Here is a 20707-nt window from a genome sequence, read left to right on the forward strand (position 1 = left end):
CTTGCAAAAGCCTTAGCCGGCTGATCCTTCAGCCGGCGGCTTTCGCATTGCTACGCCCGCATGACGTCAGTTGGCAAGAACCCGCTGCGACGGAAAGGTGATTTCCACCAGCGTTCCTTCATTTGGCGTCGAGGTGATGGAGAAATTCGCACGGTTGGCGTCCACCATGGCCTTGGTCAGCGGCAGGCCGAGCCCGGTGCCGTCGCCGCGCACGCGCTTGCCTGACGATGCCACCTGCCGGAAGGGTTTCATGGCCTGTTCCAGTTCCGCGCGCGTCATGCCGATGCCGGTATCGCGGATGCGCAGCGACACGCTGCCATTGGCCTCATAGGCCGTGGACACGACAATCTGGCCGCCCGATGGCGTGAAGCGGATGGCGTTCGACAGGATGTTGAGCACGATCTGCTTGATCGAACGCAGGTCGGCGACGATCTGCGGCACGGATTGGGAAAGCGCCGTGCGGATAATGACACGCTGGTTGTTGGCCTGCGGCTGCACCAGCGACACCGCCTCGGCCACCGTTTCGTTCAGCGGCACGGCGATGAAATCCACATCCATCTGCCCCGCTTCGATCTTGGAGATGTCCAGAAGATCGTTGACGATGTCGAGCACATGCCGGCCCGAACGGCCGATATCATTGGAATATTCCACATAACGCGAATGGCCGATAGGCCCGAAGCGTTCAGTCGCCATCATGTCGGCAAAGCCGATGATGGCGTTGAGCGGCGTGCGGATTTCATGGCTGACGCGGGCCAGAAAATCGGTCTTGTGGGCATTGGCTGTTTCTGCCGCGCGCTTGGCGTTGCGCAGTTCCTCTTCCGTGCGCTTCCACTGGGTGATGTCACGAATGACAACGCAATAGCCGTGTGAGGATTTGAGCCGCCCGATGGTCATGAACAGCGGCAGGAAACCACCGGATGCCTCGCGGCCGATCACTTCGCGGCCATCATTCAGCACGCTCGCGACACCGTTATTGGCAAGGCCGGAAAGATAATCCAGCACGGCGCGCTGGCTCTCATGGGCAAAGAGGGTGACGAAAGGCTTGCCGGCGATTTCACCATTATCATAATTGAACAGCGCGCTGGCGGAACGGTTGAGCGAGCGGATTTCGCCTTCGTCTCCCAGAAGCACCACGCCATCGGTGGCGGTTTCCAGAATGGAGTGCAGTTCCTCCACTTCGCCCTGCAGGAGGGAGAGGCTGCCTGCTTCCGCATTTTCGATGTCGCCGGCCGCTATGTTTTCGTTGGCGGCCGCAACCGGCGTTTGCTTTTCCTCAAGCGGCACCAGCGACAGCATCAGCGCCTTGGTTTCTTCCCAGCGGATGGATTGTAGCCGCGCCTTGACCGGAATGATGTCGTTTTCGGCGCTGACGACGACCATGCCGCCCTCATTGTCAGGCATCTGTTCCAGATCCTGCCGCTGCAGCAACGCTTCCAGCCCGCCGACATCTTGCAGTTCGGCGAGAGACCCGTAGCCCGTCAAGCGCAGGAAATCCGGATTGGCGTGGATCAGCCTGTCTCCGGCATGCACCAGAAGCGCAACCGGCATCTGGTCCAGCGTCTCGGCCGTCAACGCATTTGCGGGGCGAACGGACGGGCTGACCATGGAGGCGGCAATATCGGCAGTTGGCTGCTCGTCAATTGCAGTCTCCTGCTTTTCGTCAGAGCCGCTTTCATCCGCCGCTGCGCGAATGGTCGCGGGCTGCTCGCCACGAACATAGTCCGCAAAAAGATCGTCTTCTTCCGCCGGCTCGTTCGACTTTTCGTCATTTTTTGTATCGGAGGGTGCGCTTTCCGGCGCATCCGCAACGATATCCTGCTGGATATCTTGCCCTGCCGGCTCGGCGGAAATGGTCTCCGCATCCGTGTCCGGGCTTTCCTCCGAAGCAGAATCCGCAGGCGCCAGGGCCCGGCCGATTTCGCGGAAGGCAGCCTGTTCGCCTGCGGTCAGGCCCTCGCGGGAGCGGGAACGGCGCTCCTCCAGATGGACGACCTTGTCGGAATAGGTTGGCTCCAGCGCCGGCGCCACAACAGGTGCCTCGAATTCCGGCGGGGTATAATCAGCGTGTGGTTCTTCGGCAGAGACCGCATCCGATGCGCCGTCTGCCGCATCGATGTTCGTTGCCGGGGCCTCATCCTCACCGGAATCGCCGCCTTCGTCGTCATCCTCATCGATAAAGGCCAGCAATTCGTGGCTTTCATCCTCGATGGACGGCTTCGGCAGTGCTTCCGCCGGATCGGCCTTTTCGTCGTTGAGGAAGGTCAGGCCCGTGGCATGCGGGTCTTCGGTGGCATCGGCAAGCCGCACGATACCAAAACCGCGGAAACCGTCGAATTCGCGTGAGCGCGTATAGGTGGGCAGGGCGGCGAGATCGATCGGCACCATCAGCGATGTGCCTTCCACCGGCCAATGGATCGTCTTGCCCGACCAGGTGTCGCGACGGCCGAGAAGCTCGCGGATCTTGCCGTCGGGATCGAGATTGAACAGGGTCGCGACATCGGCAAAGCCCATGCCTTCCACGGCAGCAGCCTTCGCGCCCACGGCTTCTGCAAACTCATGCGAGATGGAGCTGAAGCGCCCTTCCGCATCGATTTTCCAGACGAAACGGGAGGCGCGCGCACCGGCATTGAAAACAAAAGGTTGCGCTTCCGCGCCAGCGCCGATGTCGGTCTCCGCGTCCGTCTCCGTCGTTATCTCCTCATCCGCCGCAGGAGCAGCCTCTGCCGCTGCGATTTCGAGGATTTCATCGTTCGTAACTGCGCTTTCTTCGGCCCGGGCCTCTTCGGCAGGGGCGTCGACGATCGCCCGCTCGGTTAAGGGAGCCTCTGCTTCATCCTCATCAAGTTCGAAAAGATCGGCGATGTCGTCAGTCATCGCCATATCAGTGGCGGCGTCGGCATCCTGTGCGGAAAGCTCCGCCGGGGTCTCCGTTCCGTCTTCCGGCAACGTTAGGAGGCTGTCCTCATCCTGCTCCGCGGCCACTTCGTCTTCGGGATCGGCCGGCAGTTCCTGCACCTCTTCCATATCCTCGATGCCCGCAACGGCATCGAGCACGGAATCAAAGGAGGCGGCTGTTGCGACAACAGGCGCGGTCTCCGCAACCGGCAAGGCGGGCTCCGCGGCGGGTGGCGTTTCCTGCGGCTTGTCTTCAGCAAAACCATTAACGGGGTCGAGTGTGCCCAGCGCGGTTTCGACCACGAACATCAGGTTCAGTTCGGGCGATGCCGCGATCTGGCCGGTGGCGGCGGGCAGATAGCCCTTGCCGGTCGGCACCGGCCGCTTGACGAGATGGCCGGACTGGCCGGCTGCCATCTTCACCAGCGTGCGCGCCGTGTGCGGCGTGATGCCGAGCGACGAAAAGCCGGGCGAGGCGGCGATAATCTCGTTCTCGCCGTTCAGAACCGCCATATGAATATCGGGGTCGTCAAAACCTTCGATCATGCGCCGGGCGCATTCGGTCGTGTCGGGTTCGGCCTGATCGGTGAGGGCTGAAAACAGGATGGCCGGCTGGCCGGGTTCGGCCTCGATGATCTCCACGCGCGCGGTGACGGCAAGGCTGCGGAAACCCGATGTGATGCGAATGGTAAACGGCAGGCTGTCGCCCGCTTTGGAAAGCCGCGCCGCCGTGGCCGCCAGTTGCCGGAAGGTCACGTCCTGCGGTTTCGGGCCCTGTTCCAGAAAATCATAGACCATCGGCGTGCCGAACAGCGCCGCACCCCGGCCATTGGCCCAAAGGGCATTTTTAAGGTCCAGCGAGAACAGCGCCATGGCCGCGCCACGTCCGAAACCTTCACGCACCCGTTCATGTACTGCGATATCGATAAAGGGATACTGGACGGCGGGCATGTCGAAACCTATTCTGGCACTACCGGACCTTGCGGGCTTTCGGCTTCCTCATGAAGCCCGAAACGTAAACCCGCCGAGGCATCACGTTAACAGAATTTTAAATAACTTCACAGCGCTGCCGGGTCCACCATCTGCGGGATGAATCGCCAAATAGAGTTAACATCAACAGGTGGCTTCCGCCTCCTCATGCCAGCCCGGCCAATCGAAAAGCACTTGCCTTTCGACGCCTTTTTTCGCAAAATTCGAAGAGGCACTTGCAAATGGGGGAAACACCTTTTATGTCACCCCCCGTGACGCCGCTTCGGCGTTTCATGTGCGGTTGTAGCTCAGTTGGTTAGAGCGCAGGTTTGTGGCACCTGAGGTCGGTGGTTCGACCCCACTCAACCGTACCATTCCCCTCTCCCGATAAGTCTATATGTCACAGTGACTTACCGGGAGAGGGGAACATTGTCTCCCTCTGATGTTGTTCATGCCTGCGGATCCCTCCTGAAGCCCTGCCGCCGCGCAGGCTGCTTCCGATTTCCGAAAACCCTCAAAATAATTGTCGTGACCGTGTCGTTCCCATGCCGCATGGGTAACGCATGAACCCGGCCACATGCAGCCCGGCAAAAACCATTTGGCTAAAATCTCTTGCGCTGGTATTGTCCGCCCAACGAAACCTTATGAAAGCCAGCAGCATAGCGTCTACGCTTGTGCGCGGCGAAATGGACAAGACAGTGATCGACCCCGGAAACGGCCCAAAGCCGTCGGAACAAGGGGCGTCGGTGGCGAACAAAGGGAAAGCGAAGCGATCCCGTCGTGGCAAGAAACACAAGCGTGACGGTCAGCCCCGTGACGCTGTTGTGCTGTCGCATGATGTTGCCGCGGATGTTCCGGCCGGTTCCTCCTACGTATCGGCTCTCGAGCCGGATGCCGAGCCGCGCAAGAGAAAGCGTCGCAGGCGCTCTCGCGGCAAGGGGACCTCTCAACAGGTTGCCCCAGCTTCCAGCGTGCAGACGCAGGCGCCAGCCGCAACCGATGCGGCCAATCCTTCCTCCGTGCCGCCGGGCGGCGGGCGAAAGTCGCGCCACCGCAAGCGTGGGCATCGCGATCCGCGCGGGCGCGATCCACAGGGTCGCCCGCTGGTTCCCACCCATGCGCCGAAACATGTCGGCAAGCAGAATGGCCGCGCCAACGGGGCCGGGCAGGAGCCGCATCGGCAGTCCGAAACATCCGCCCGCCACGCAGGCCGCCAGCACGAGCATGGCCAGGAGCCGCCGGCGGATATGTATGCCGCGCTTGATCTCGGCACCAATAATTGCCGCCTCCTGATCGCGCAGCCGACGCGGCCCGGTCAGTTCCGGGTCGTCGACGCCTTTTCGCGCATCGTCCGGCTGGGCGAGGGGCTGGTGTCGAGCGGGCGGCTTTCCGATGATGCCATGGATCGTGCTGTCGAGGCGCTGAAAGTCTGCTCCGCGAAACTCTCGGGCCGCCCGATCAGGCGCATGCGTCTCATCGCCACCGAGGCCTGCCGCGCTGCATCGAATGGCGAAGAGTTTCTGGCGCGTGTCACGCGGGAAACGGGACTGAAGCTTGAAATCATCAGCCGCGAGACGGAAGCCCGCCTTGCGGTGTCTGGCTGCGCCTCGCTCGTCGGGCGTGAAGCACGCTCCGTCGTGCTGTTCGATATCGGTGGCGGATCCTCGGAAATCGCCGTTATCAAGGTCGGGGAAAATCGCTCGAACCGGCTCGCCAATCACATCACCCACTGGACCTCGCTGCCGGTTGGCGTCGTCACGCTTTCGGAACGCCATGGCGGCCGCGATGTGACGCCGGATGTCTTTGCCGCCATGGTGCGGGAGGTCGAAGGGTTGCTCGATGCCTTCCATTGCCCGCCTCTGGCGCCGCAGATGCATCACGAGGATTTTCACCTGATCGGAACGTCGGGCACGGTGACGACGCTTGCCGGCGTCCATCTCGATCTGCCACGATACGATCGCCGCAAGGTGGATGGCCTCTGGCTTTCCGACGCCGAGGTGACGGCGATGCAGGACAAGCTTCTGGCCTGGGATTTCGCCGGCCGCGCCGCCAATGCCTGCATCGGGCCTGACAGGGCCGATCTGGTTCTGGCCGGCTGCGCCATTCTCGAGGCCATTCGCCGCCGCTGGCCGGCGCGGCGCATGCGGGTGGCCGATCGCGGTCTGCGCGAGGGCCTGTTGACGGATATGATGGCGGATGACGGCGCATGGCGGCGCAACCGCATAAGGCGCATGCAGATGACACGGCAGGACAGGACGGAAGGTTTGACATGAGCAAGGCGCCGACAAGCACCAATCGCACCGGCCGAAAGATCGGCCAGAAGGTCAAGAAGACCAAGCTCAAGGCCTCATCGCGCCGTTGGCTTGAACGTCATATCAATGACCCCTACGTCCAGCGCGCCAAGCTTGAAGGCTATCGCGCCCGCGCCGCCTTCAAGCTGCTCGAAATCAACGACAAGCACCAGATATTGAAGGGTGCCACCCGCATCATAGACCTTGGCGCCGCACCCGGAAGCTGGTCGCAGATCGCTTCGAAGGTGACGGATTCCACCGAGGACGATATCCGTGTTGCGGCGATCGATTTTCTCGAGATCGATCCCATTCCCGGCGTAAAAATCCTGCAGCTCGACTTCCTCGATCCGACGGCACCCGAAAAGCTGATGGAGGCTGTTGGCGGCACGCCCGATCTGGTGCTGTCCGATATGGCGGCTCCGACCACTGGCCACCAGAAGACCGACCATATCCGCACCATGCATCTGTGCGAAGTCGCTGCCGATTTCGCCGTTCAGGTGCTGGCGGAAGGTGGCCATTTCCTTGCCAAGACCTTCCAGGGCGGCACGGAAAAGCAGCTGCTCGACATGCTGAAGAGGAACTTCAAGCAGGTGTTGCACGTCAAGCCGGCGTCCTCACGCTCGGAATCGGTGGAAATGTTCCTGCTTGCCAAGCACTTCAAGGGCCGCAAGAGCGAGCCCGTTGACGCATCCGAAGCCGACGAAGCGGCAGACGACTGATCACTCCGCCGGCTGCGAGACCTTGCCGCGGTGGCCGGAAACGGCCGCCCCGGCATTGCCGTCCATGCGGATGATCGGCACGATGGCGAACAGCGATACCAGCGCCACGATGGTGAAGGCGATGTGGAAATCGGCAAGCTGCAGATGCGAGCCTGATATCATGCTGCTGACTTCCAGAATGGAGGCGGCGAAAGCCACGCCCAGCGCCAGGCTGATCTGCTGCAGCACTGACGCCATTGAGGTCGCCTGGCTGGCCTGGCTGTCCTCAATATCGGAATAGCTGAGCGCGTTCGACCCCGTGAAGAAGAAGGAACGGGCAAACCCCGCCGTGACAAGGAAGATCATGATCAGCGGATAGGGGGTATCAGGCGTGAAGAAGCTGTTGGCAAGCGTGGTGAAGGCCCCGACGATGCCGGCTCCGATCAGCGTCGAGCGGAATCCGGTTGCCGCAAACACGCGCTTGGCCATGAATTTCGTGGTGATCGCACCGATCGCGCCTGCAAATGTGATCATGCCTGACTGGAACGGGTTCAGCCCGAAACCGATCTGCAGCATCAGTGGCATCAGAAAGGGAATAGCGCCCGTGGAAATGCGGAAAACGGTGCCGCCGACGGAAGCCGCCCGGAAGGTCGCGTTCTGGAATATGCGGAAATCCAGAATGGGGGCGGGGTGGCGTGCGGCGTGGCGCATGTAAAGAAAACCGCAGATGAAACCGATGATCGTCGAGGCGATGCCGATGGCGGGCGGCAGGGCCGGAAGGCTGACGACCGAGAGGCCGAATACGACCCCGGAAGCGGCGATGCCTGAGAGCACGAACCCTTTGCCGTCCATCGGCGGTGGGTTGGTGGTTTCGATTTCCGGCAGGAAGATCGTCGAGAGCCAGATGCCGATGACGCCGATGGGCACGTTGATCAGGAAAATCCAGTGCCATGAAAAATAAGTGGTGATGAAGCCGCCGATGGGCGGGCCGGTCAGCGGCCCCACAAGTCCGGGTATCGTCAGCAGCGCCATGGCGGAGACGAGCTCGCTGCGCTTGGTCGTGCGCAGCAGCACGAGGCGGCCGACGGGCGTCATCATCGCGCCGCCCATGCCCTGAAGGAATCGCGAAAGCACGAATTCGAACACCGACGAGGACACCGCGCAGCAGATCGACCCCACGACGAAGACGCCGATGGCGAAACGGAAGATTTTCTTCGCACCGTATTTGTCGGCCATCCAGCCGCTGATGGGAATGAAGATCGCCAGCGCCACCATATAGGCGGTCAGCGCGAGCTTCAGCGTGATCGGGCCAACATTGAGGTCGGCTGCAATCGCCGGAAGCGAGGTGGCGATGACGGTGGAGTCCATCTGCTCCATGAAGAGAGCGACTGCCAGGATGAGGGGAATGATGCGGTTCATGAGGCTGCCTGCGGCTTTCCGCTGCGACAAAGGATATCGCCGTTCCTCCTACGCCTGATAAGCGGGCTTGCCAACACGTTAATTATCAATTTCTCAAGTTCCGATCAAACCTGCGTGAGGCCGGTTTCCTTGCAACTTTCTCGCTCTATTGTCCGTTGGGTGAGTTCAGTTGGCGATCACGGCCAGTTGGCGATATCGGGAGAAAGATGATGACCCAATCCTTGAGCATGAGCAGACGCGGCCTCATCGGTGCGGCCGGTGCAAGCGTTCTCGGCGCGCCGCTTTTGATGGCGCGCAGCGCAAATGCCCAGACCAACCAGCCGCAGACTTCCATGGAGATCAAACACGCCATGCCGCCGGAAACCAACCGCTTCAAGCTCGGCAATTTCGAAGTGCTCGTGGTGAAGGACGGCTCGCGCGCCGCACCCAATCCCGGCGAGACCTTCGGCACGGATCAGTCGGCGGAAACGGTCGGCAAATTGCTGGAAGACAATTTTTTGCCGAAGGACCAATTCGTCAATTCCTTCTCGCCGGTTCTCGTCAATACAGGCACGGACCTCGTGCTGTTCGACACCGGTTTTGGTGAGGCCGGTCGCGGCGCCGGCAATGGCCGCCTGACCGAGGGCATGGCGGCGGCCGGTTATTCGCCTGAAGATGTAACCGTGGTGGTGCTGACCCATATGCATGGCGACCACATAGGCGGGCTGATGGAAAAGGGAGCGCCTGCGTTCTCTAAAGCGCGTTATGTTTTCGGACAGGCGGAATATGATTTCTGGGTGGACGAGAAGCGTGTCGGCACCCCTGCTGAGGGCGGCCACAAGGGCGTACTCGCCAGCGTCAAGCCGCTGGCGGAAAAGGCGACCTTCATCGGTGATGGCGCCAATGTGGTGTCCGGCATCACTGGCATTGCGGCTTTCGGTCATTCGCCGGGACATATGATTTTCCGTGTCGAATCGGAAGGCAAACAGCTGATCCTGACGGCGGACACGGCCAATCATTTCGTCCTGTCGCTGCAAAGGCCGGACTGGGAGGTCAAGTTCGACATGGACAAGGCGGCAGCCGCCGCGACCCGCAAGAAAGTCTATGACATGATCGCCACCGACCGGCTGCCCCTCCTTGGGTATCACATGCCTTTCCCTTCCGTCGGTTATGCGGAAAAGCTGGATACGGGTTATCGTTTCGTGCCGAAATCCTATCAGTTCGATATCTGATATCTGCTGCAATGCAGCAACAGAATAAGCCCGGAAGGCAATTCCGGGTTTTTTCTATTCCCTTCCTGTCATGAACGTGTTACCAGCCCTCGCCAACTTCCAAGCAATCCTTGCAGGGCGCCGGGGTGAACTTTTCGTTCCGGAACGGCCACGCATTTTCATTATGAAGGAATTTGGTCATGGCACGCATCATTCAAACACCCACTGGTTTGGACGCTCTCACATTTGACGATGTGTTGCTGCAACCCGGACATTCCGAGGTTATGCCGGGACAGACGAATATCGCCACCCGCATCGCCCGCGATATCGATCTCAACCTTCCGATCCTTTCTTCCGCCATGGACACGGTGACCGAAGGCCGTCTTGCCATTGCCATGGCCCAGGCCGGCGGCATCGGCGTTATCCACCGCAACCTGACCCCCATCGAACAGGCCGAAGAAGTCCGGCAGGTGAAGAAGTTCGAAAGCGGCATGGTCGTCAACCCGGTCACGATCGGCCCGGATGCGACGCTTGCAGAAGCACAGGCCTTGATGAAGGCGCACGGCATTTCCGGCATTCCGGTGGTTGAGAACGGCGGGTCCGGCGGCCACAAGAACGGCCGCCTCGTCGGCATTCTGACCAACCGCGACGTGCGCTTCGCCTCCGATCCGCAGCAGAAGATCTATGAACTGATGACCCGCGAAAATCTGGTCACGGTCAAGGAAAGCAGCGTTGATCAGCAGGAAGCCCGTCGCCTGCTGCACAAGCACCGCATTGAAAAACTGCTGGTGGTGGATGGAAAAGGCAATTGCGTCGGCCTCATCACCGTCAAGGATATCGAGAAGTCGCAGCTGAACCCCAACGCCACCAAGGATGCGCAGGGCCGCCTTCGCGCCGCAGCCGCCATCAGCGTCGGCGCTGACGCCATCGAGCGCGCCGAGCGCCTCATCGATGCCGGCGTCGATCTTCTGGTCGTAGACACGGCGCATGGCCATTCGCAGCGCGTGCTCGATGCCGTTTCGGTGGTCAAGAAGATGTCGAACTCGGTTCGCATCATTGCCGGCAATGTCGCGACCGCTGACGGCACCAAGGCGCTGATCGATGCCGGCGCCGATGGCGTCAAGGTCGGTATCGGCCCCGGTTCCATCTGCACCACCCGCATCGTCGCCGGTGTCGGTGTTCCGCAGCTCGCGGCCATCATGTCGTCGGTTGAGGTGGCCAATGCGGCTGACATTCCCGTTATCGCCGATGGCGGCATCAAGTTCTCGGGCGATCTGGCCAAGGCGATCGCCGCCGGTGCCTCCGCCGTCATGATCGGCTCGCTTTTGGCCGGTACGGATGAAAGCCCGGGCGAGGTGTTCCTCTATCAGGGCCGTTCCTTCAAGGCCTATCGCGGCATGGGTTCCGTTGGCGCCATGGCGCGCGGCTCGGCAGACCGTTATTTCCAGGCGGAAGTGCGCGATACGCTGAAGCTCGTTCCCGAGGGCATCGAAGGTCAGGTTCCCTACAAGGGTCCGGTTTCCGGCGTCCTGCACCAGCTGGCCGGTGGCCTGAAAGCCGCCATGGGTTATGTCGGCGGCAGCAACATCAAGGAATTCCAGGAGCGCGCCACCTTCGTGCGCATCTCCAGCGCCGGCCTGCGTGAAAGCCACGCCCATGACGTGACGATCACCCGCGAAAGCCCGAACTATCCCGGCGCGGTTTGATCTTTCGAGCCGAATCCGTAAAAAGATAGGCTAGTTATTTGGCGCTCCCCGATTCACGCCGGATCGGGGAGCGTTTTCACGATTGGGGGAGAAAGCATGTCACCAACGACCGCAATGTTCTGGCCGATGATCGCCCATGTCTTTCTCGTCTTCTTGCTTTACGGCCTGCTGATCATCCGGCGCAACAAATACACCTTCAAGGATCGCGAATCGGCGATCAAGCTGCGTGATCACGGCGAGGAGGCGCACGAAAGCCGTTTGGTGAACCGCAATATCGCCAACCAGTTCGAGCTGCCGGTCCTGTTCCACATCGCCTGCCTGCTGCTTTACATCACGGATGCGGATAATGTCGTCACCGTTGTTCTGGCGTGGCTGTTCGTGCTCTCGCGCTACGTCCATTCCTATGTCCACGTCACCAGCAATCGCCTGCGTCAGCGCGGGGCATTGTTCGGCATCGGCTTTGCACTGGTCGTCTGCCTGTGGGCATGGCTCGCCATATGGTTGGCGCTGGAATAAATCAGCACCGTGAGGTTGCCTCATAAGTGAGACAATCCCGCCTTGCAAAATACTCCGATTTGCGATGGGTCAATTCCATGACGCCGCATCCCCGTTAATCTCTGCCTGCCGTCGAGAATTTCAGGCGAGCAGAGATTAGGGAGTATGTCATGGCTAAGACAATGAAGGCGGCGGTTGTCCGCGCATTTGGAAAACCGCTGACCATCGAGGAAGTGGCGATACCGGATCCCGGTCCCGGTGAAATTCTCATCAACTACAAGGCGACGGGCATTTGCCACACCGACCTGCACGCAGCAACGGGCGACTGGCCGGTCAAGCCCAACCCGCCCTTCATTCCCGGCCATGAAGGTGTCGGTTATGTCGCCAAGATCGGCGCAGGCGTCACCGGTATCAAGGAAGGCGACCGCGCTGGCACACCGTGGCTCTACACCGCCTGCGGATGCTGCATTCCCTGCCGTACCGGCTGGGAGACCCTTTGCCCAAGCCAGAAGAATTCGGGTTATTCTGTCAACGGCAGCTTTGCCGAATATGGCCTTGCCGATCCGAAATTCGTCGGCCGCCTGCCGGATAATCTAGAATTCGGTCCCGCCGCACCCGTGCTCTGCGCCGGTGTCACCGTCTACAAGGGTCTGAAGGAAACCGAAGTCAGGCCCGGCGAGTGGGTGGTCATTTCAGGCATTGGCGGGCTTGGCCACATGGCCGTGCAATATGCCAAGGCCATGGGCATGCATGTCGTTGCTGCCGATATTTTCGACGAAAAGCTGGCGCTTGCGAAAAAACTCGGAGCCGATGTCACCGTCAATGGCCGCGCGCCTGACGCAGTTGAGCAGGTGCAGAAGGCAACCGGCGGTGTCCATGGCGCGCTGGTGACGGCGGTTTCGCCCAAGGCCATGGAGCAGGCCTACGGTTTCCTCCGCTCCAAGGGGACGATGGCGCTTGTCGGCCTGCCGCCGGGCTTTATCTCCATTCCGGTTTTCGACACGGTGCTGAAGCGCATCACGGTGCGCGGCTCCATCGTCGGCACACGGCAGGATCTGGAGGAGGCGCTGACCTTTGCTGGAGAAGGCAAGGTCGCCGCCCACTTCTCGTGGGACAAGCTCGAAAACATCAACGATATCTTCCACCGCATGGAAGAGGGCAAGATCGACGGCCGTATTGTCGTGGACCTCGCCGCCTGATGTGAAAATGCGGCGGCGCTCACGCAAATGTGTGACGCCGCTTCCGCCCGCATCGTTCCCCGCAGGGCGATCTGCGCTATCCTTCCGCATCCGTGCGTTCAAGGAGGATAGAGCGATGGACAAGCCCAAGATTACGCAGGCCATGATCGACGCTTACGATGAATACACCCATCTCAGCCTCGACCGCCGCAAATTCATGGAAAAGCTCACCGTGCTGGCCGGCTCCGGCGCGGCGGCAGCCGCAATCGCCCCGCTGCTTTCCGCCAACAGCGCCCATGCGGCAATCGTAGCACCCGATGATGCGGGGATCGTTGTGGAAGATGTGACATATCCCGGCCCCGCCGGCGAGATGAAGGGTTACCTCGTTACGCCGAAATCGGCATCAGGTCCCATTGGCTCGGTCATCGTCATTCATGAAAACCGCGGTCTGAACGATCATATCCGTGACGTCGCCAGACGGGTGGCGCTTGCCGGTTTCCGGGCGCTTGCGGTCGATTTCCTCTCGCCGCAGGGCGGCACGCCCGCCGATGAGGAGAAGGCGCGGCAGATGTTCAGCGGCCTCGACATGGATGCGACCGTCGCCAATGCCGAAGCGGGCCGGGTGTGGCTGGCGGCAAGGCAGGGGGCGAATGGCAAGGTCGGTGCAGTCGGTTTCTGCTGGGGCGGCGGGCTGGTCAATCGTTTCGCCACGAAGTCGGCAGGTTTGAATGCGGGTGTCGCGTATTACGGCCAGCAGGCCCCGGCGGCCGATGTGCCTGCCATCAAGGCGCCGCTGCTTTTGCATTATGCGGGTCTCGACGAGCGCATCAATGCCGGCATCGACGCCTACAAGAAGGCGCTGGAGGAAAACGGCAAGACCTTCGAAATCTTCGTTTATGACGGCGTCAACCACGCCTTCAACAATGACACGTCCTCGGCGCGCTACGACAAGGCGGCGGCCGATCTCGCCTGGGGCCGGACGACGGAGTTCTTCAAGAAATATCTGGCGTGATGGGGTTTTGGGCGTGCATTGTCTGCGAACCGGAGGTGCGTGGGGTTTCACCCCCCTCTGCCCTGCCGGGCATCTCCCCCTCAAGGGGGGAGATCGGCAAGAGGCCCTCTTGTCGCTTCATTCTCAAGCTTCAAGATGGACGAGACATCGCCGCAGATCGATCTCCCCCCTTGAGGGGGAGATGCCCGGCAGGGCAGAGGGGGGTGAAGCCCCACGCACCTCCGGTCCGCTGATCTAAACGCCCCCGGCCCCGCGCTTCAAATGCTCGTCAAGCCTCGGCATGATCTCCACGAAATTGCAGGGCAGGTGGCGATAATCGAGCTGGGCTTTCAGAATACCGTCCCACGCATCCTTGCACGCCCCCGGAGAACCGGGCAGCACAAATATGAAGGTCGCGTTCGCCACGCCGCCGGTCGCGCGTGACTGGATGGTAGCGGTGCCGATCTTGTCATAGGAGATGCGGTGGAAAAGGGCGGAAAACCCGTCCATGCGCTTTTCGAACAGCGGTTCCAGCGCTTCTGGCGTCACATCGCGGCCGGTAAAGCCGGTGCCGCCTGTCGTGATGACCACATCCACGCCTTTAGAGAGCGTCCATTCGCGCACGGTGCCGGCAATCGCTTCCCTGTCATCAGGCACGATGGCGCGGGCGGCAAGCCTGTGGCCCGCATCTTCCAGCCTTGCGACGAGCGTATCGCCGGATTTGTCATTCTCCAGCGTGCGGCTGTCCGAAACGGTCAAAACCGCAATGCCCAAGGGGATGAAGGGTCGTTCGCCTGCCATAGCCTAATCCTCAAATGGTCCGAGTCGCCTGAAAGTACCAGCGGGGGCGTTTCTTTCGAAGCGATGTTTGCGCTATCAGGGCCGCTTCAAGGGAATGAAAAATCCCGAAACAGGTTGCACCCGAACCGGACATGCGGACAAGCGCAGCACCTTCCTGCGAGAGTAACCCGGCAATCTCCCCGATTTCCGGAAGCAGCGCCTGCGCTGGTGGTTGCAGATCGTTACGGCTCCGGGCGAGAAAATCCATCCAGCCAATTGTCGCATGGGCGGGCAGGGGCGGATTGGCCTTGTTCTGCAATCGCCGGAAAATCTCCGGTGTAGAGACGGCCTTCAGCGGATTGGCCAGAACCAGGAACAGTTCCGGCAAATTGGTGACCGGTTCAATGTCCTCGCCGATGCCGCGCGCGATCAGGGGTCGGCTCTCAAGGCACATCGGCACATCCGCTCCAAGCTTCAGGGCCATGGAGGAAAGCGCATCCGGCGCCACCCCGGCGCGCCAGTGCCGCAAAAGCCCTCGCAGCGTCGCCGCCGCGTCCGCCGAACCGCCGCCGATGCCTGATGCCACCGGCAGGTTCTTTTCAAGGTGAATGGCGACCGGGCGTGCTGGCCGACCCGTCGATACAAGTCTATCGCGCAACAAATCTCTGGCGCGGGTGACGAGATTGTCGCCGCCATCACCGGCGCGCAGAAGATCGCCGAAGGGGCCTGAGATGGAGAAACTGTCGGCATCGGCGTCGCGGATGCGGATCGTATCGCCGGCTTCGGTGAAGGTCACCAGCGTTTCAAGCAGATGATACCCATCCGCTCTCTGGCCGGTCACATGCAGCGCCAGATTGATCTTGGCCGGGGCCGCCTCGATTGTCTCAGCCGCCCCGGTGATGCCCTGTGTCGGCATATGGCGTCAGGATTTCTTGTCCGGAGCAGGGGCCGCCGGGGCAGGAGGAGCCGGCGGTTGTGGCGCTGCATCCTTCTTGGCGGTGTTTTCGGCGTCCTTTTCCAAAGGCGGCAGGCCGTTGGCGATCTTTTCGTTCACCTTGGCCTTGTCGACATCGTCGCTATCGCCGATCAGGGCGCGGTTCCACTGATAGATCGCCTCGATCTTGCGGCCGACGCGCCAGTAGGCGTCGCCCAGATGGTCGTTGATCGTCGGATCGCCAGCCTTGAGCTCGATCGCCCGCTCCAGTTCGGTCACGGCGTCATCGAAAGCGCCGAGGCGATAATGCGCCCAGCCGAGCGAATCGACGATGTAACCGTCATTCGGGCGAAGCTCGACGGCGCGGCTGATCATCTTCATGCCTTCATCGAGGTTGATGCCCTTGTCCACCCAGGAATAACCGAGATAGTTCAGCACCTGCGGCTGCTCAGGGTTCAGTTCCAGCGCCCGCTTGAAATTCGGTTCGGCCTTGTCCCATTCCTTCAGCCGCTCATAGGCGATGCCGCGCTGGAAAAATACGGACCAGTCGGATTTCTGCGGCACGGCGCCGATCACCTCGATGGCCTTGTCGTAGTTTTCGGCCATGGCCTTGTAGTCCTTGGCATCGGAAAGCACGCTGCCATAGGCGAGATAGGAACGGACGTCCTTCGGATCGGATTCGAGCAGGGATTTGAGATGCTTGCGCGCCTCATCCACCTTGCCGGTTTGCGCGAGCGTCAGCCCGAGCTGCAACTCGGAGATGCGGTACATCGGCGAATCCTTCGGCACATCGCGGTAGAAGGCGACGGCGCGTTCAGGCTGCTTCATGGCTTCAGCAAGCCCGCCGAGAAGAATAAGTGTGTCGGGGCTCTTCTGATCGAGCGCGCGCGATGTCTGCAAATAAAGCGTGACGATCTCTTCCGCACCTTCGCGGTTCAACGCACCGGCGATGGAGAACATGACGCTGGCCGCGCCCTCGACGGCATTGGTGATCTGCTGCTCCGGCTTGTCACCGCTCTCGATGGCCTGGCGAAGCGCTTTCAGCGGTGCGTAATTCGGCGCGAAAGTATCGCCGACCGCAATCGCATCCAGCGCCTTCTGCTTGTTGCCGGCGGAAGCTTCGAGCCGGGCAAGCGCCATGACCGCGCGCATATAAGTGTCGGAGGCGGTTGCTCCGCCTTCGCGATCCGTCACCGCCTCGTTGAGGCTCTTGCGGGCTGCCTCCGTGTTGCCGGCGACAAGGGCGATGGCCGCCGCATTGTATTTCTGGAAAATCGAGATCCAGCCCGGGCCCTTCATGTTGTTGACCAGCGCCAGCGCTTCCTTCGGCTTGCCGGAGCCGGCGCGCGCCCATGCGGTCAAAAGCGTGTTGACCATGCGGTCGAGATCGTTCGGACCGGTATATTTCAGGATCTTCTCGGCCCTGGCGAAGTCCTTGTCCTTGATGGCGTCGAGACCGCGCACGATGGTCGTGACGCGCTCCACCGAGCTATCGTCCTTCATCGAATCGGCGATCTTGGCGCCGGCTTCGAAATTGCCGCTCAGAAGTTCGGCGATCATCAGCCGCTGGCGGATTTCCGAATTGGCCGGATCGAATTCCAGCGCCTTCTTGTAGAGCGAAATCGCGGTCGGATAGTCCTGATCGACATCGGCATTGCGCCCGGCGAGGAAGGCGCCGGAGAAGGTATTTACCTTGCCGGGATCGAAAGTGACGGCTTTGTCTTCCGGTGTCGCCTTCGTCTCCGCAAAGCCGGGGCTTGCACCCGCGCCGATTGCGAGAGCAGCGGCAAGAGCCGCGCTGCAGAGAAGACGGAGTGCTGGTTTACGCCGCATGAGGGAACCTTTGCCTTTGTGCAGAAGCACGGAAAAATCAGTTTCCATTGTTGGTCACGATAGAATGGCTTTTTTGAAGCAACGCCGCAAGAAATTATGGCCCCGGCCACAATCACGCCTTGCGGAGAAGCTGGCCCGGACCCTCGGGCGGATGGTCTTTTCCATCCGCCGTTCGCCCGGCCTCCGGCGTCAGTTCAGACGCTCGATGCAGAAGTCGATCACTTCCAGAAGCGCATCTTTCCACGGGCTCTGCGGCAGCGGCGCGAGCGCGTCACGGGCAATGGTTCCGTAATGCGTGGCGCGGCCGATCGTATCGCCAAGACCGTTATATTTGGTGATCAGCCCAAGCGCCTTTTCGAGGTTCTCGTCGCTGCTTTCGCCTTTTTCGATGGCGGTGCGCCAGAAAGCGCGCTCATCCTGCGTGCCGCGGCGATAGGACAGAATGACCGGCAGCGTGATCTTGCCTTCGCGGAAGTCATCACCGGTATTCTTGCCGAGATCGGCGGACTTTCCGCCGTAATCCAGAACATCGTCGACCAGCTGGAAGGCAAGGCCGAGATTCATGCCGTAGGATTTCAGCGCGCTGCGGGTCGCCTTGTCGGTCTTGGCGACGATGGGGCCGACTTCCGCCGCCGCCGCGAAAAGGGCGGCCGTCTTGGCGCGAATCACCTGCAGATAATCGTCTTCGGTCGTTTCCATGTTCTTGGCGACCGAAAGCTGCAGCACCTCGCCCTCGGCGATGACGGATGCGGCGGTGGAGAGCACGTCGAGCGCATCGAGAGAGCCGACATCCACCATCATGCGGAAGGCCTGGCCGAGCAGGAAGTCGCCGACGAGAACGCTCGCCTGGTTGCCCCAGATGGTGCGGGCGGTGGATTTGCCGCGGCGCAGATCGCTCTCATCCACCACATCGTCGTGCAGCAGCGTGGCTGTGTGCATGAATTCCACGCTGGTGGCGAGCTTGATGTGGTTGTCGCCCTCGTAGCCGAACATCGAGGCCGAGGCGAGCGTCAGCATCGGCCGCAGGCGCTTGCCGCCCGACGAGATGAGATGATTGGCCACTTCGGGTATCATCTGGACATCGGAACCGGCCTTGGAAAGGATAAGCTGGTTCACCCGTTCCATGTCGGGGCGGGTCAGGTCGACAAGCGGCTTGACGGATGCGAGTTTGTTTTTGCTTTCTTCAAGCGGTATGACGACGCCCAAGGGACAGGACTCCAGTTCGAATTTGAATTCGACAATAAAAACTGACGCCTTGCGCGGCAAGGGCGAATTGCCGCTAGCCATTCAAAAAGATGGGAATTTAGGGCTTATCCATGCGTGAACTGATCCGTACCAACGATGCCGTGCTTCTGTCCTTCGCGGAAAGCCTGATGAAGGATGCCGGCATCCACTGCCTCATTACCGATCAGGCGATGAGTATTCTGGAGGGATCGCTCGGCCTTCTGCCTCGTCGGTTTCTGGTGGAGGAAGATCGCGCGGATCAGGCCCGCCGCATTCTCATCGATGCCGGGCTGGGTGACGAGTTGCGCAACGAAGAGGCTTGAACGGCGGTGGGCGACGGCATTTCTGAAACGATCGACGCCTTTCACCGGGGCCGGTTTCACATCATCCAGCCGAAGGGCAGGGGGCACCGGGCCGGAATGGACGCCATGCTGCTTGCCTCGCTTGTGGCCGATGACCGCACCTGCCGGGTTGCCGATCTCGGCGCCGGCGCCGGCGCCGCCGGCATGGCGGTCGCAGCGCGGCTCCAGAAGGCCGATGTGACGCTCTACGAGCGCTCGCCGGAAATGGTAGAATTTGCCCGCCGCAGCCTTGAACTGCCCGACAATGCCGGTTTTTCCGCGCGGGTTGATGTGCGCGAGGCTGATGTGACCCTGCGAGCGAAAGCACGCATCGAGGCGGGATTGCCCGATGACTATTTCCATCACGTCATCATGAACCCGCCCTATAATGACGCAGGCGACCGCCGCACGCCGGATGCCCTGAAAGCCGAGGCCCACGCCATGACGGAGGGCCTGTTTGAAGACTGGATCAGGACCGCGGGCGCGATCATGGTTTCGGGCGGGCAGCTTTCCCTGATTTCAAGGCCTCAATCGGTGGCGGCGATCATTGCCGCCTGTGGCAGCCGTTTCGGTGGCCTCGAAATCACCCTCATCCATCCGCGTGCCCGTGAGGACGCGGTGCGCATGCTCGTCACCGCCATCAAGGGTTCACGCGCGCGGCTGTCCTTCCGCGCACCGCTCATCATGCATGAGAACGACAGTCACGCCTTCACCCCCTTCGTGGATGACCTGAACAATGGCCGCGTCGCCTATTCGCGTAATGTAAGGGCAATCCGGCCCGCGCCATAAATATCGCGGTTCCGCCAGCCGCAAACCATTGTGTTTTGCGGGGCGATACATACATCCGTGACGAACGGATAAATGCTGCGAGGATTGAATAGTGGGTTTTCTGAAGTATCTGGTGCCGAAACGCTTTCGTAAAAAGGAGCTCGTCATCCCGGTCGTGCGCATGCATGGCGCGATCATGGCCGGCGGCAACCAGTTCCGCCCCGCGCTCAATCTCGCCTCCTACGCACCCCTTCTGGAGAAGGCCTTCGCCGTCAAGGATGCGCCGGCCGTCGCCATTTCGCTCAACTCGCCCGGCGGTTCGCCGGTGCAGGCGAGGATGATCTATAACCGCATCCGCCAGCTTGCCGAGGAGAAGGAAAAGAAGGTCCTGATCTTCGTGGAGGACGTTGCAGCCTCCGGCGGCTATATGATCGCACTTGCCGGCGACGAGATCATCGCAGACCCCACCTCCATCGTCGGTTCGATCGGTGTCGTCTCGGGCGGTTTCGGTTTTCCGGAAATGCTGAAGAAGCTCGGCGTCGAGCGTCGCGTCTACACCGCCGGCGAGAACAAGGTCATCCTTGATCCCTTCCAGCCGGAAAAAGAAGGCGATATCGACTACCTGAAGTCGCTTCAGGTCGAAATCCACAATGTTTTCATCGACATGGTCAAGATGCGCCGCGGCTCGAAGCTGAAGGACGATGAGGCGATCTTCTCCGGCCTGTTCTGGACCGGCATGCGTGGTCTCGACCTCGGCCTGATCGACGGGCTGGGCGACATGCGCGAGATTCTGCGCCGCCGCTACGGTGAAAAGGTCAAGCTCCAGCTCGTCAGCGGCGGGCGTTCGCTGTTCGGCAAAAAAGTGCCCGGCGTGAATACGGCGCTCGGCCTCAATGCTGAAAGCCTTGCGGCAGGCGCCGTCTCGGGGCTTGCGGAGGTCGCCGAAGAAAAGGCATTGTGGTCGCGTTTCGGTCTGTGATGTCGCAGGAATAGGG

Annotated in this window: 16 protein-coding genes and 1 tRNA gene; 11 read left to right on the forward strand and 6 right to left on the reverse strand. The window is 61.1% G+C overall.

All coding sequences use genetic code 11. From position 1 onward, the window contains the following. Nucleotides 1-66: 66 nt before the first annotated feature. Nucleotides 67-3846: an ATP-binding protein gene (locus tag WDZ78_RS22215; RefSeq protein ID WP_425674264.1), complete on the reverse strand. Its 3780-nt coding sequence runs from the start codon at nucleotides 3844-3846 to the stop codon at nucleotides 67-69. Between the two features lie 315 nt (nucleotides 3847-4161). On the opposite strand from WDZ78_RS22215, the gene WDZ78_RS22220 reads away from it, so the two are divergent. The 3 genes from WDZ78_RS22220 to WDZ78_RS22230 all read left to right on the forward strand — a co-directional run bounded on the left by WDZ78_RS22220 (nucleotide 4162) and on the right by WDZ78_RS22230 (nucleotide 6874). Continuing rightward, nucleotides 4162-4238: transfer RNA gene (locus tag WDZ78_RS22220), tRNA-His, on the forward strand. 270 nt (nucleotides 4239-4508) lie between these two features. Next, nucleotides 4509-6137, forward strand: coding sequence for a Ppx/GppA phosphatase family protein (locus tag WDZ78_RS22225; RefSeq protein ID WP_162692776.1), 1629 nt, complete (start codon nucleotides 4509-4511; stop codon nucleotides 6135-6137). After that, on the forward strand, nucleotides 6134-6874 hold the full coding sequence (locus WDZ78_RS22230; protein ID WP_020010473.1) for an RlmE family RNA methyltransferase: 741 nt from the start codon (nucleotides 6134-6136) through the stop codon (nucleotides 6872-6874). The genes WDZ78_RS22225 and WDZ78_RS22230 overlap by 4 nt, the downstream gene beginning before the upstream one ends. Here the strand turns inward: WDZ78_RS22230 and WDZ78_RS22235 are convergent, their stop codons facing one another. Next, nucleotides 6875-8272, reverse strand: coding sequence for an MDR family MFS transporter (locus WDZ78_RS22235; protein WP_425674265.1), 1398 nt, complete (start codon nucleotides 8270-8272; stop codon nucleotides 6875-6877). Nucleotides 8273-8481: 209 nt separating this feature from the next. On the opposite strand from WDZ78_RS22235, the gene WDZ78_RS22240 reads away from it, so the two are divergent. The 5 genes from WDZ78_RS22240 (at nucleotide 8482) to WDZ78_RS22260 (ending at nucleotide 13853) form a co-directional block, all read left to right on the forward strand. Further along, complete coding sequence (locus WDZ78_RS22240) at nucleotides 8482-9483, forward strand: MBL fold metallo-hydrolase (RefSeq protein ID WP_425674278.1); 1002 nt, start codon at nucleotides 8482-8484, stop codon at nucleotides 9481-9483. A 179-nt stretch (nucleotides 9484-9662) separates the two neighbouring features. Next, the gene (gene guaB, locus WDZ78_RS22245; protein WP_020812622.1) at nucleotides 9663-11168 is read left to right on the forward strand and encodes an IMP dehydrogenase; all 1506 of its coding nucleotides are present in this window, start codon (nucleotides 9663-9665) and stop codon (nucleotides 11166-11168) included. A 114-nt stretch (nucleotides 11169-11282) separates the two neighbouring features. Further along, a complete protein-coding gene (locus WDZ78_RS22250) occupies nucleotides 11283-11684 on the forward strand; it encodes an MAPEG family protein (protein ID WP_003503274.1) in 402 nt (133 codons plus the stop codon). A gap of 149 nt (nucleotides 11685-11833) precedes the next feature. After that, the gene (gene adhP / locus WDZ78_RS22255; RefSeq protein ID WP_020812620.1) at nucleotides 11834-12862 is read left to right on the forward strand and encodes an alcohol dehydrogenase AdhP; all 1029 of its coding nucleotides are present in this window, start codon (nucleotides 11834-11836) and stop codon (nucleotides 12860-12862) included. A gap of 115 nt (nucleotides 12863-12977) precedes the next feature. Continuing rightward, nucleotides 12978-13853 (forward strand): dienelactone hydrolase family protein, encoded by an 876-nt coding sequence (locus WDZ78_RS22260; protein ID WP_020010480.1) that lies wholly within the window; start codon nucleotides 12978-12980, stop codon nucleotides 13851-13853. A 234-nt stretch (nucleotides 13854-14087) separates the two neighbouring features. Here WDZ78_RS22260 and moaB read toward each other — a convergent pair whose 3' ends face one another. The 4 genes from moaB to WDZ78_RS22280 form a co-directional block, all read right to left on the reverse strand. Further along, the gene (moaB, locus tag WDZ78_RS22265) at nucleotides 14088-14633 is read right to left on the reverse strand and encodes a molybdenum cofactor biosynthesis protein B (RefSeq protein ID WP_425674266.1); all 546 of its coding nucleotides are present in this window, start codon (nucleotides 14631-14633) and stop codon (nucleotides 14088-14090) included. Nucleotides 14634-14643: 10 nt separating this feature from the next. Further along, nucleotides 14644-15528 (reverse strand): 4-(cytidine 5'-diphospho)-2-C-methyl-D-erythritol kinase, encoded by an 885-nt coding sequence (locus WDZ78_RS22270; RefSeq protein WP_425674267.1) that lies wholly within the window; start codon nucleotides 15526-15528, stop codon nucleotides 14644-14646. 6 nt (nucleotides 15529-15534) lie between these two features. Next, on the reverse strand, nucleotides 15535-17427 hold the full coding sequence (locus WDZ78_RS22275) for a tetratricopeptide repeat protein (RefSeq protein ID WP_425674269.1): 1893 nt from the start codon (nucleotides 17425-17427) through the stop codon (nucleotides 15535-15537). A gap of 141 nt (nucleotides 17428-17568) precedes the next feature. Beyond that, nucleotides 17569-18585 carry a polyprenyl synthetase family protein gene (locus WDZ78_RS22280; RefSeq protein ID WP_003503263.1) on the reverse strand — a complete coding sequence of 339 codons (1017 nt, stop codon included), beginning with the start codon at nucleotides 18583-18585 and terminating at the stop codon, nucleotides 17569-17571. A 110-nt stretch (nucleotides 18586-18695) separates the two neighbouring features. Between WDZ78_RS22280 and WDZ78_RS22285 the strand changes: the two genes are divergently transcribed. From WDZ78_RS22285 to WDZ78_RS22295, 3 genes are all read left to right on the forward strand, one after another. Then, nucleotides 18696-18926 (forward strand): DUF2007 domain-containing protein, encoded by a 231-nt coding sequence (locus WDZ78_RS22285; protein ID WP_425674270.1) that lies wholly within the window; start codon nucleotides 18696-18698, stop codon nucleotides 18924-18926. A 6-nt stretch (nucleotides 18927-18932) separates the two neighbouring features. Next, the gene (locus WDZ78_RS22290; RefSeq protein ID WP_425674271.1) at nucleotides 18933-19733 is read left to right on the forward strand and encodes a tRNA1(Val) (adenine(37)-N6)-methyltransferase; all 801 of its coding nucleotides are present in this window, start codon (nucleotides 18933-18935) and stop codon (nucleotides 19731-19733) included. 88 nt (nucleotides 19734-19821) lie between these two features. Next, nucleotides 19822-20691 (forward strand): S49 family peptidase, encoded by an 870-nt coding sequence (locus tag WDZ78_RS22295; protein ID WP_425674279.1) that lies wholly within the window; start codon nucleotides 19822-19824, stop codon nucleotides 20689-20691. The last annotated feature ends 16 nt before the right edge of the window (nucleotides 20692-20707 follow it).

Origin of the sequence: Agrobacterium sp. M50-1, from assembly GCF_049843495.1 — a bacterium.
Lineage (GTDB): Bacteria > Pseudomonadota > Alphaproteobacteria > Rhizobiales > Rhizobiaceae > Agrobacterium > Agrobacterium radiobacter.

Excerpts from the sequence above, each read along its gene's own strand:
- WDZ78_RS22260 (WP_020010480.1), top strand. The coding sequence starts at position 12,978 with ATGGACAAGCCCAAGATTACGCAGGCCATGATCGACGCTTACGATGAA.
- WDZ78_RS22275 (WP_425674269.1), bottom strand. The coding sequence starts at position 17,427 with ATGGAAACTGATTTTTCCGTGCTTCTGCACAAAGGCAAAGGTTCCCTC.
- WDZ78_RS22235 (WP_425674265.1), bottom strand. The coding sequence starts at position 8,272 with ATGAACCGCATCATTCCCCTCATCCTGGCAGTCGCTCTCTTCATGGAG.
- moaB (WP_425674266.1), bottom strand. The coding sequence starts at position 14,633 with ATGGCAGGCGAACGACCCTTCATCCCCTTGGGCATTGCGGTTTTGACC.
- WDZ78_RS22225 (WP_162692776.1), top strand. The coding sequence starts at position 4,509 with ATGAAAGCCAGCAGCATAGCGTCTACGCTTGTGCGCGGCGAAATGGAC.
- WDZ78_RS22230 (WP_020010473.1), top strand. The coding sequence starts at position 6,134 with ATGAGCAAGGCGCCGACAAGCACCAATCGCACCGGCCGAAAGATCGGC.
- guaB (WP_020812622.1), top strand. The coding sequence starts at position 9,663 with ATGGCACGCATCATTCAAACACCCACTGGTTTGGACGCTCTCACATTT.
- adhP (WP_020812620.1), top strand. The coding sequence starts at position 11,834 with ATGGCTAAGACAATGAAGGCGGCGGTTGTCCGCGCATTTGGAAAACCG.
- WDZ78_RS22240 (WP_425674278.1), top strand. The coding sequence starts at position 8,482 with ATGACCCAATCCTTGAGCATGAGCAGACGCGGCCTCATCGGTGCGGCC.
- WDZ78_RS22285 (WP_425674270.1), top strand. The coding sequence starts at position 18,696 with ATGCGTGAACTGATCCGTACCAACGATGCCGTGCTTCTGTCCTTCGCG.
- WDZ78_RS22270 (WP_425674267.1), bottom strand. The coding sequence starts at position 15,528 with ATGCCGACACAGGGCATCACCGGGGCGGCTGAGACAATCGAGGCGGCC.
- WDZ78_RS22250 (WP_003503274.1), top strand. The coding sequence starts at position 11,283 with ATGTTCTGGCCGATGATCGCCCATGTCTTTCTCGTCTTCTTGCTTTAC.
- WDZ78_RS22215 (WP_425674264.1), bottom strand. The coding sequence starts at position 3,846 with ATGCCCGCCGTCCAGTATCCCTTTATCGATATCGCAGTACATGAACGG.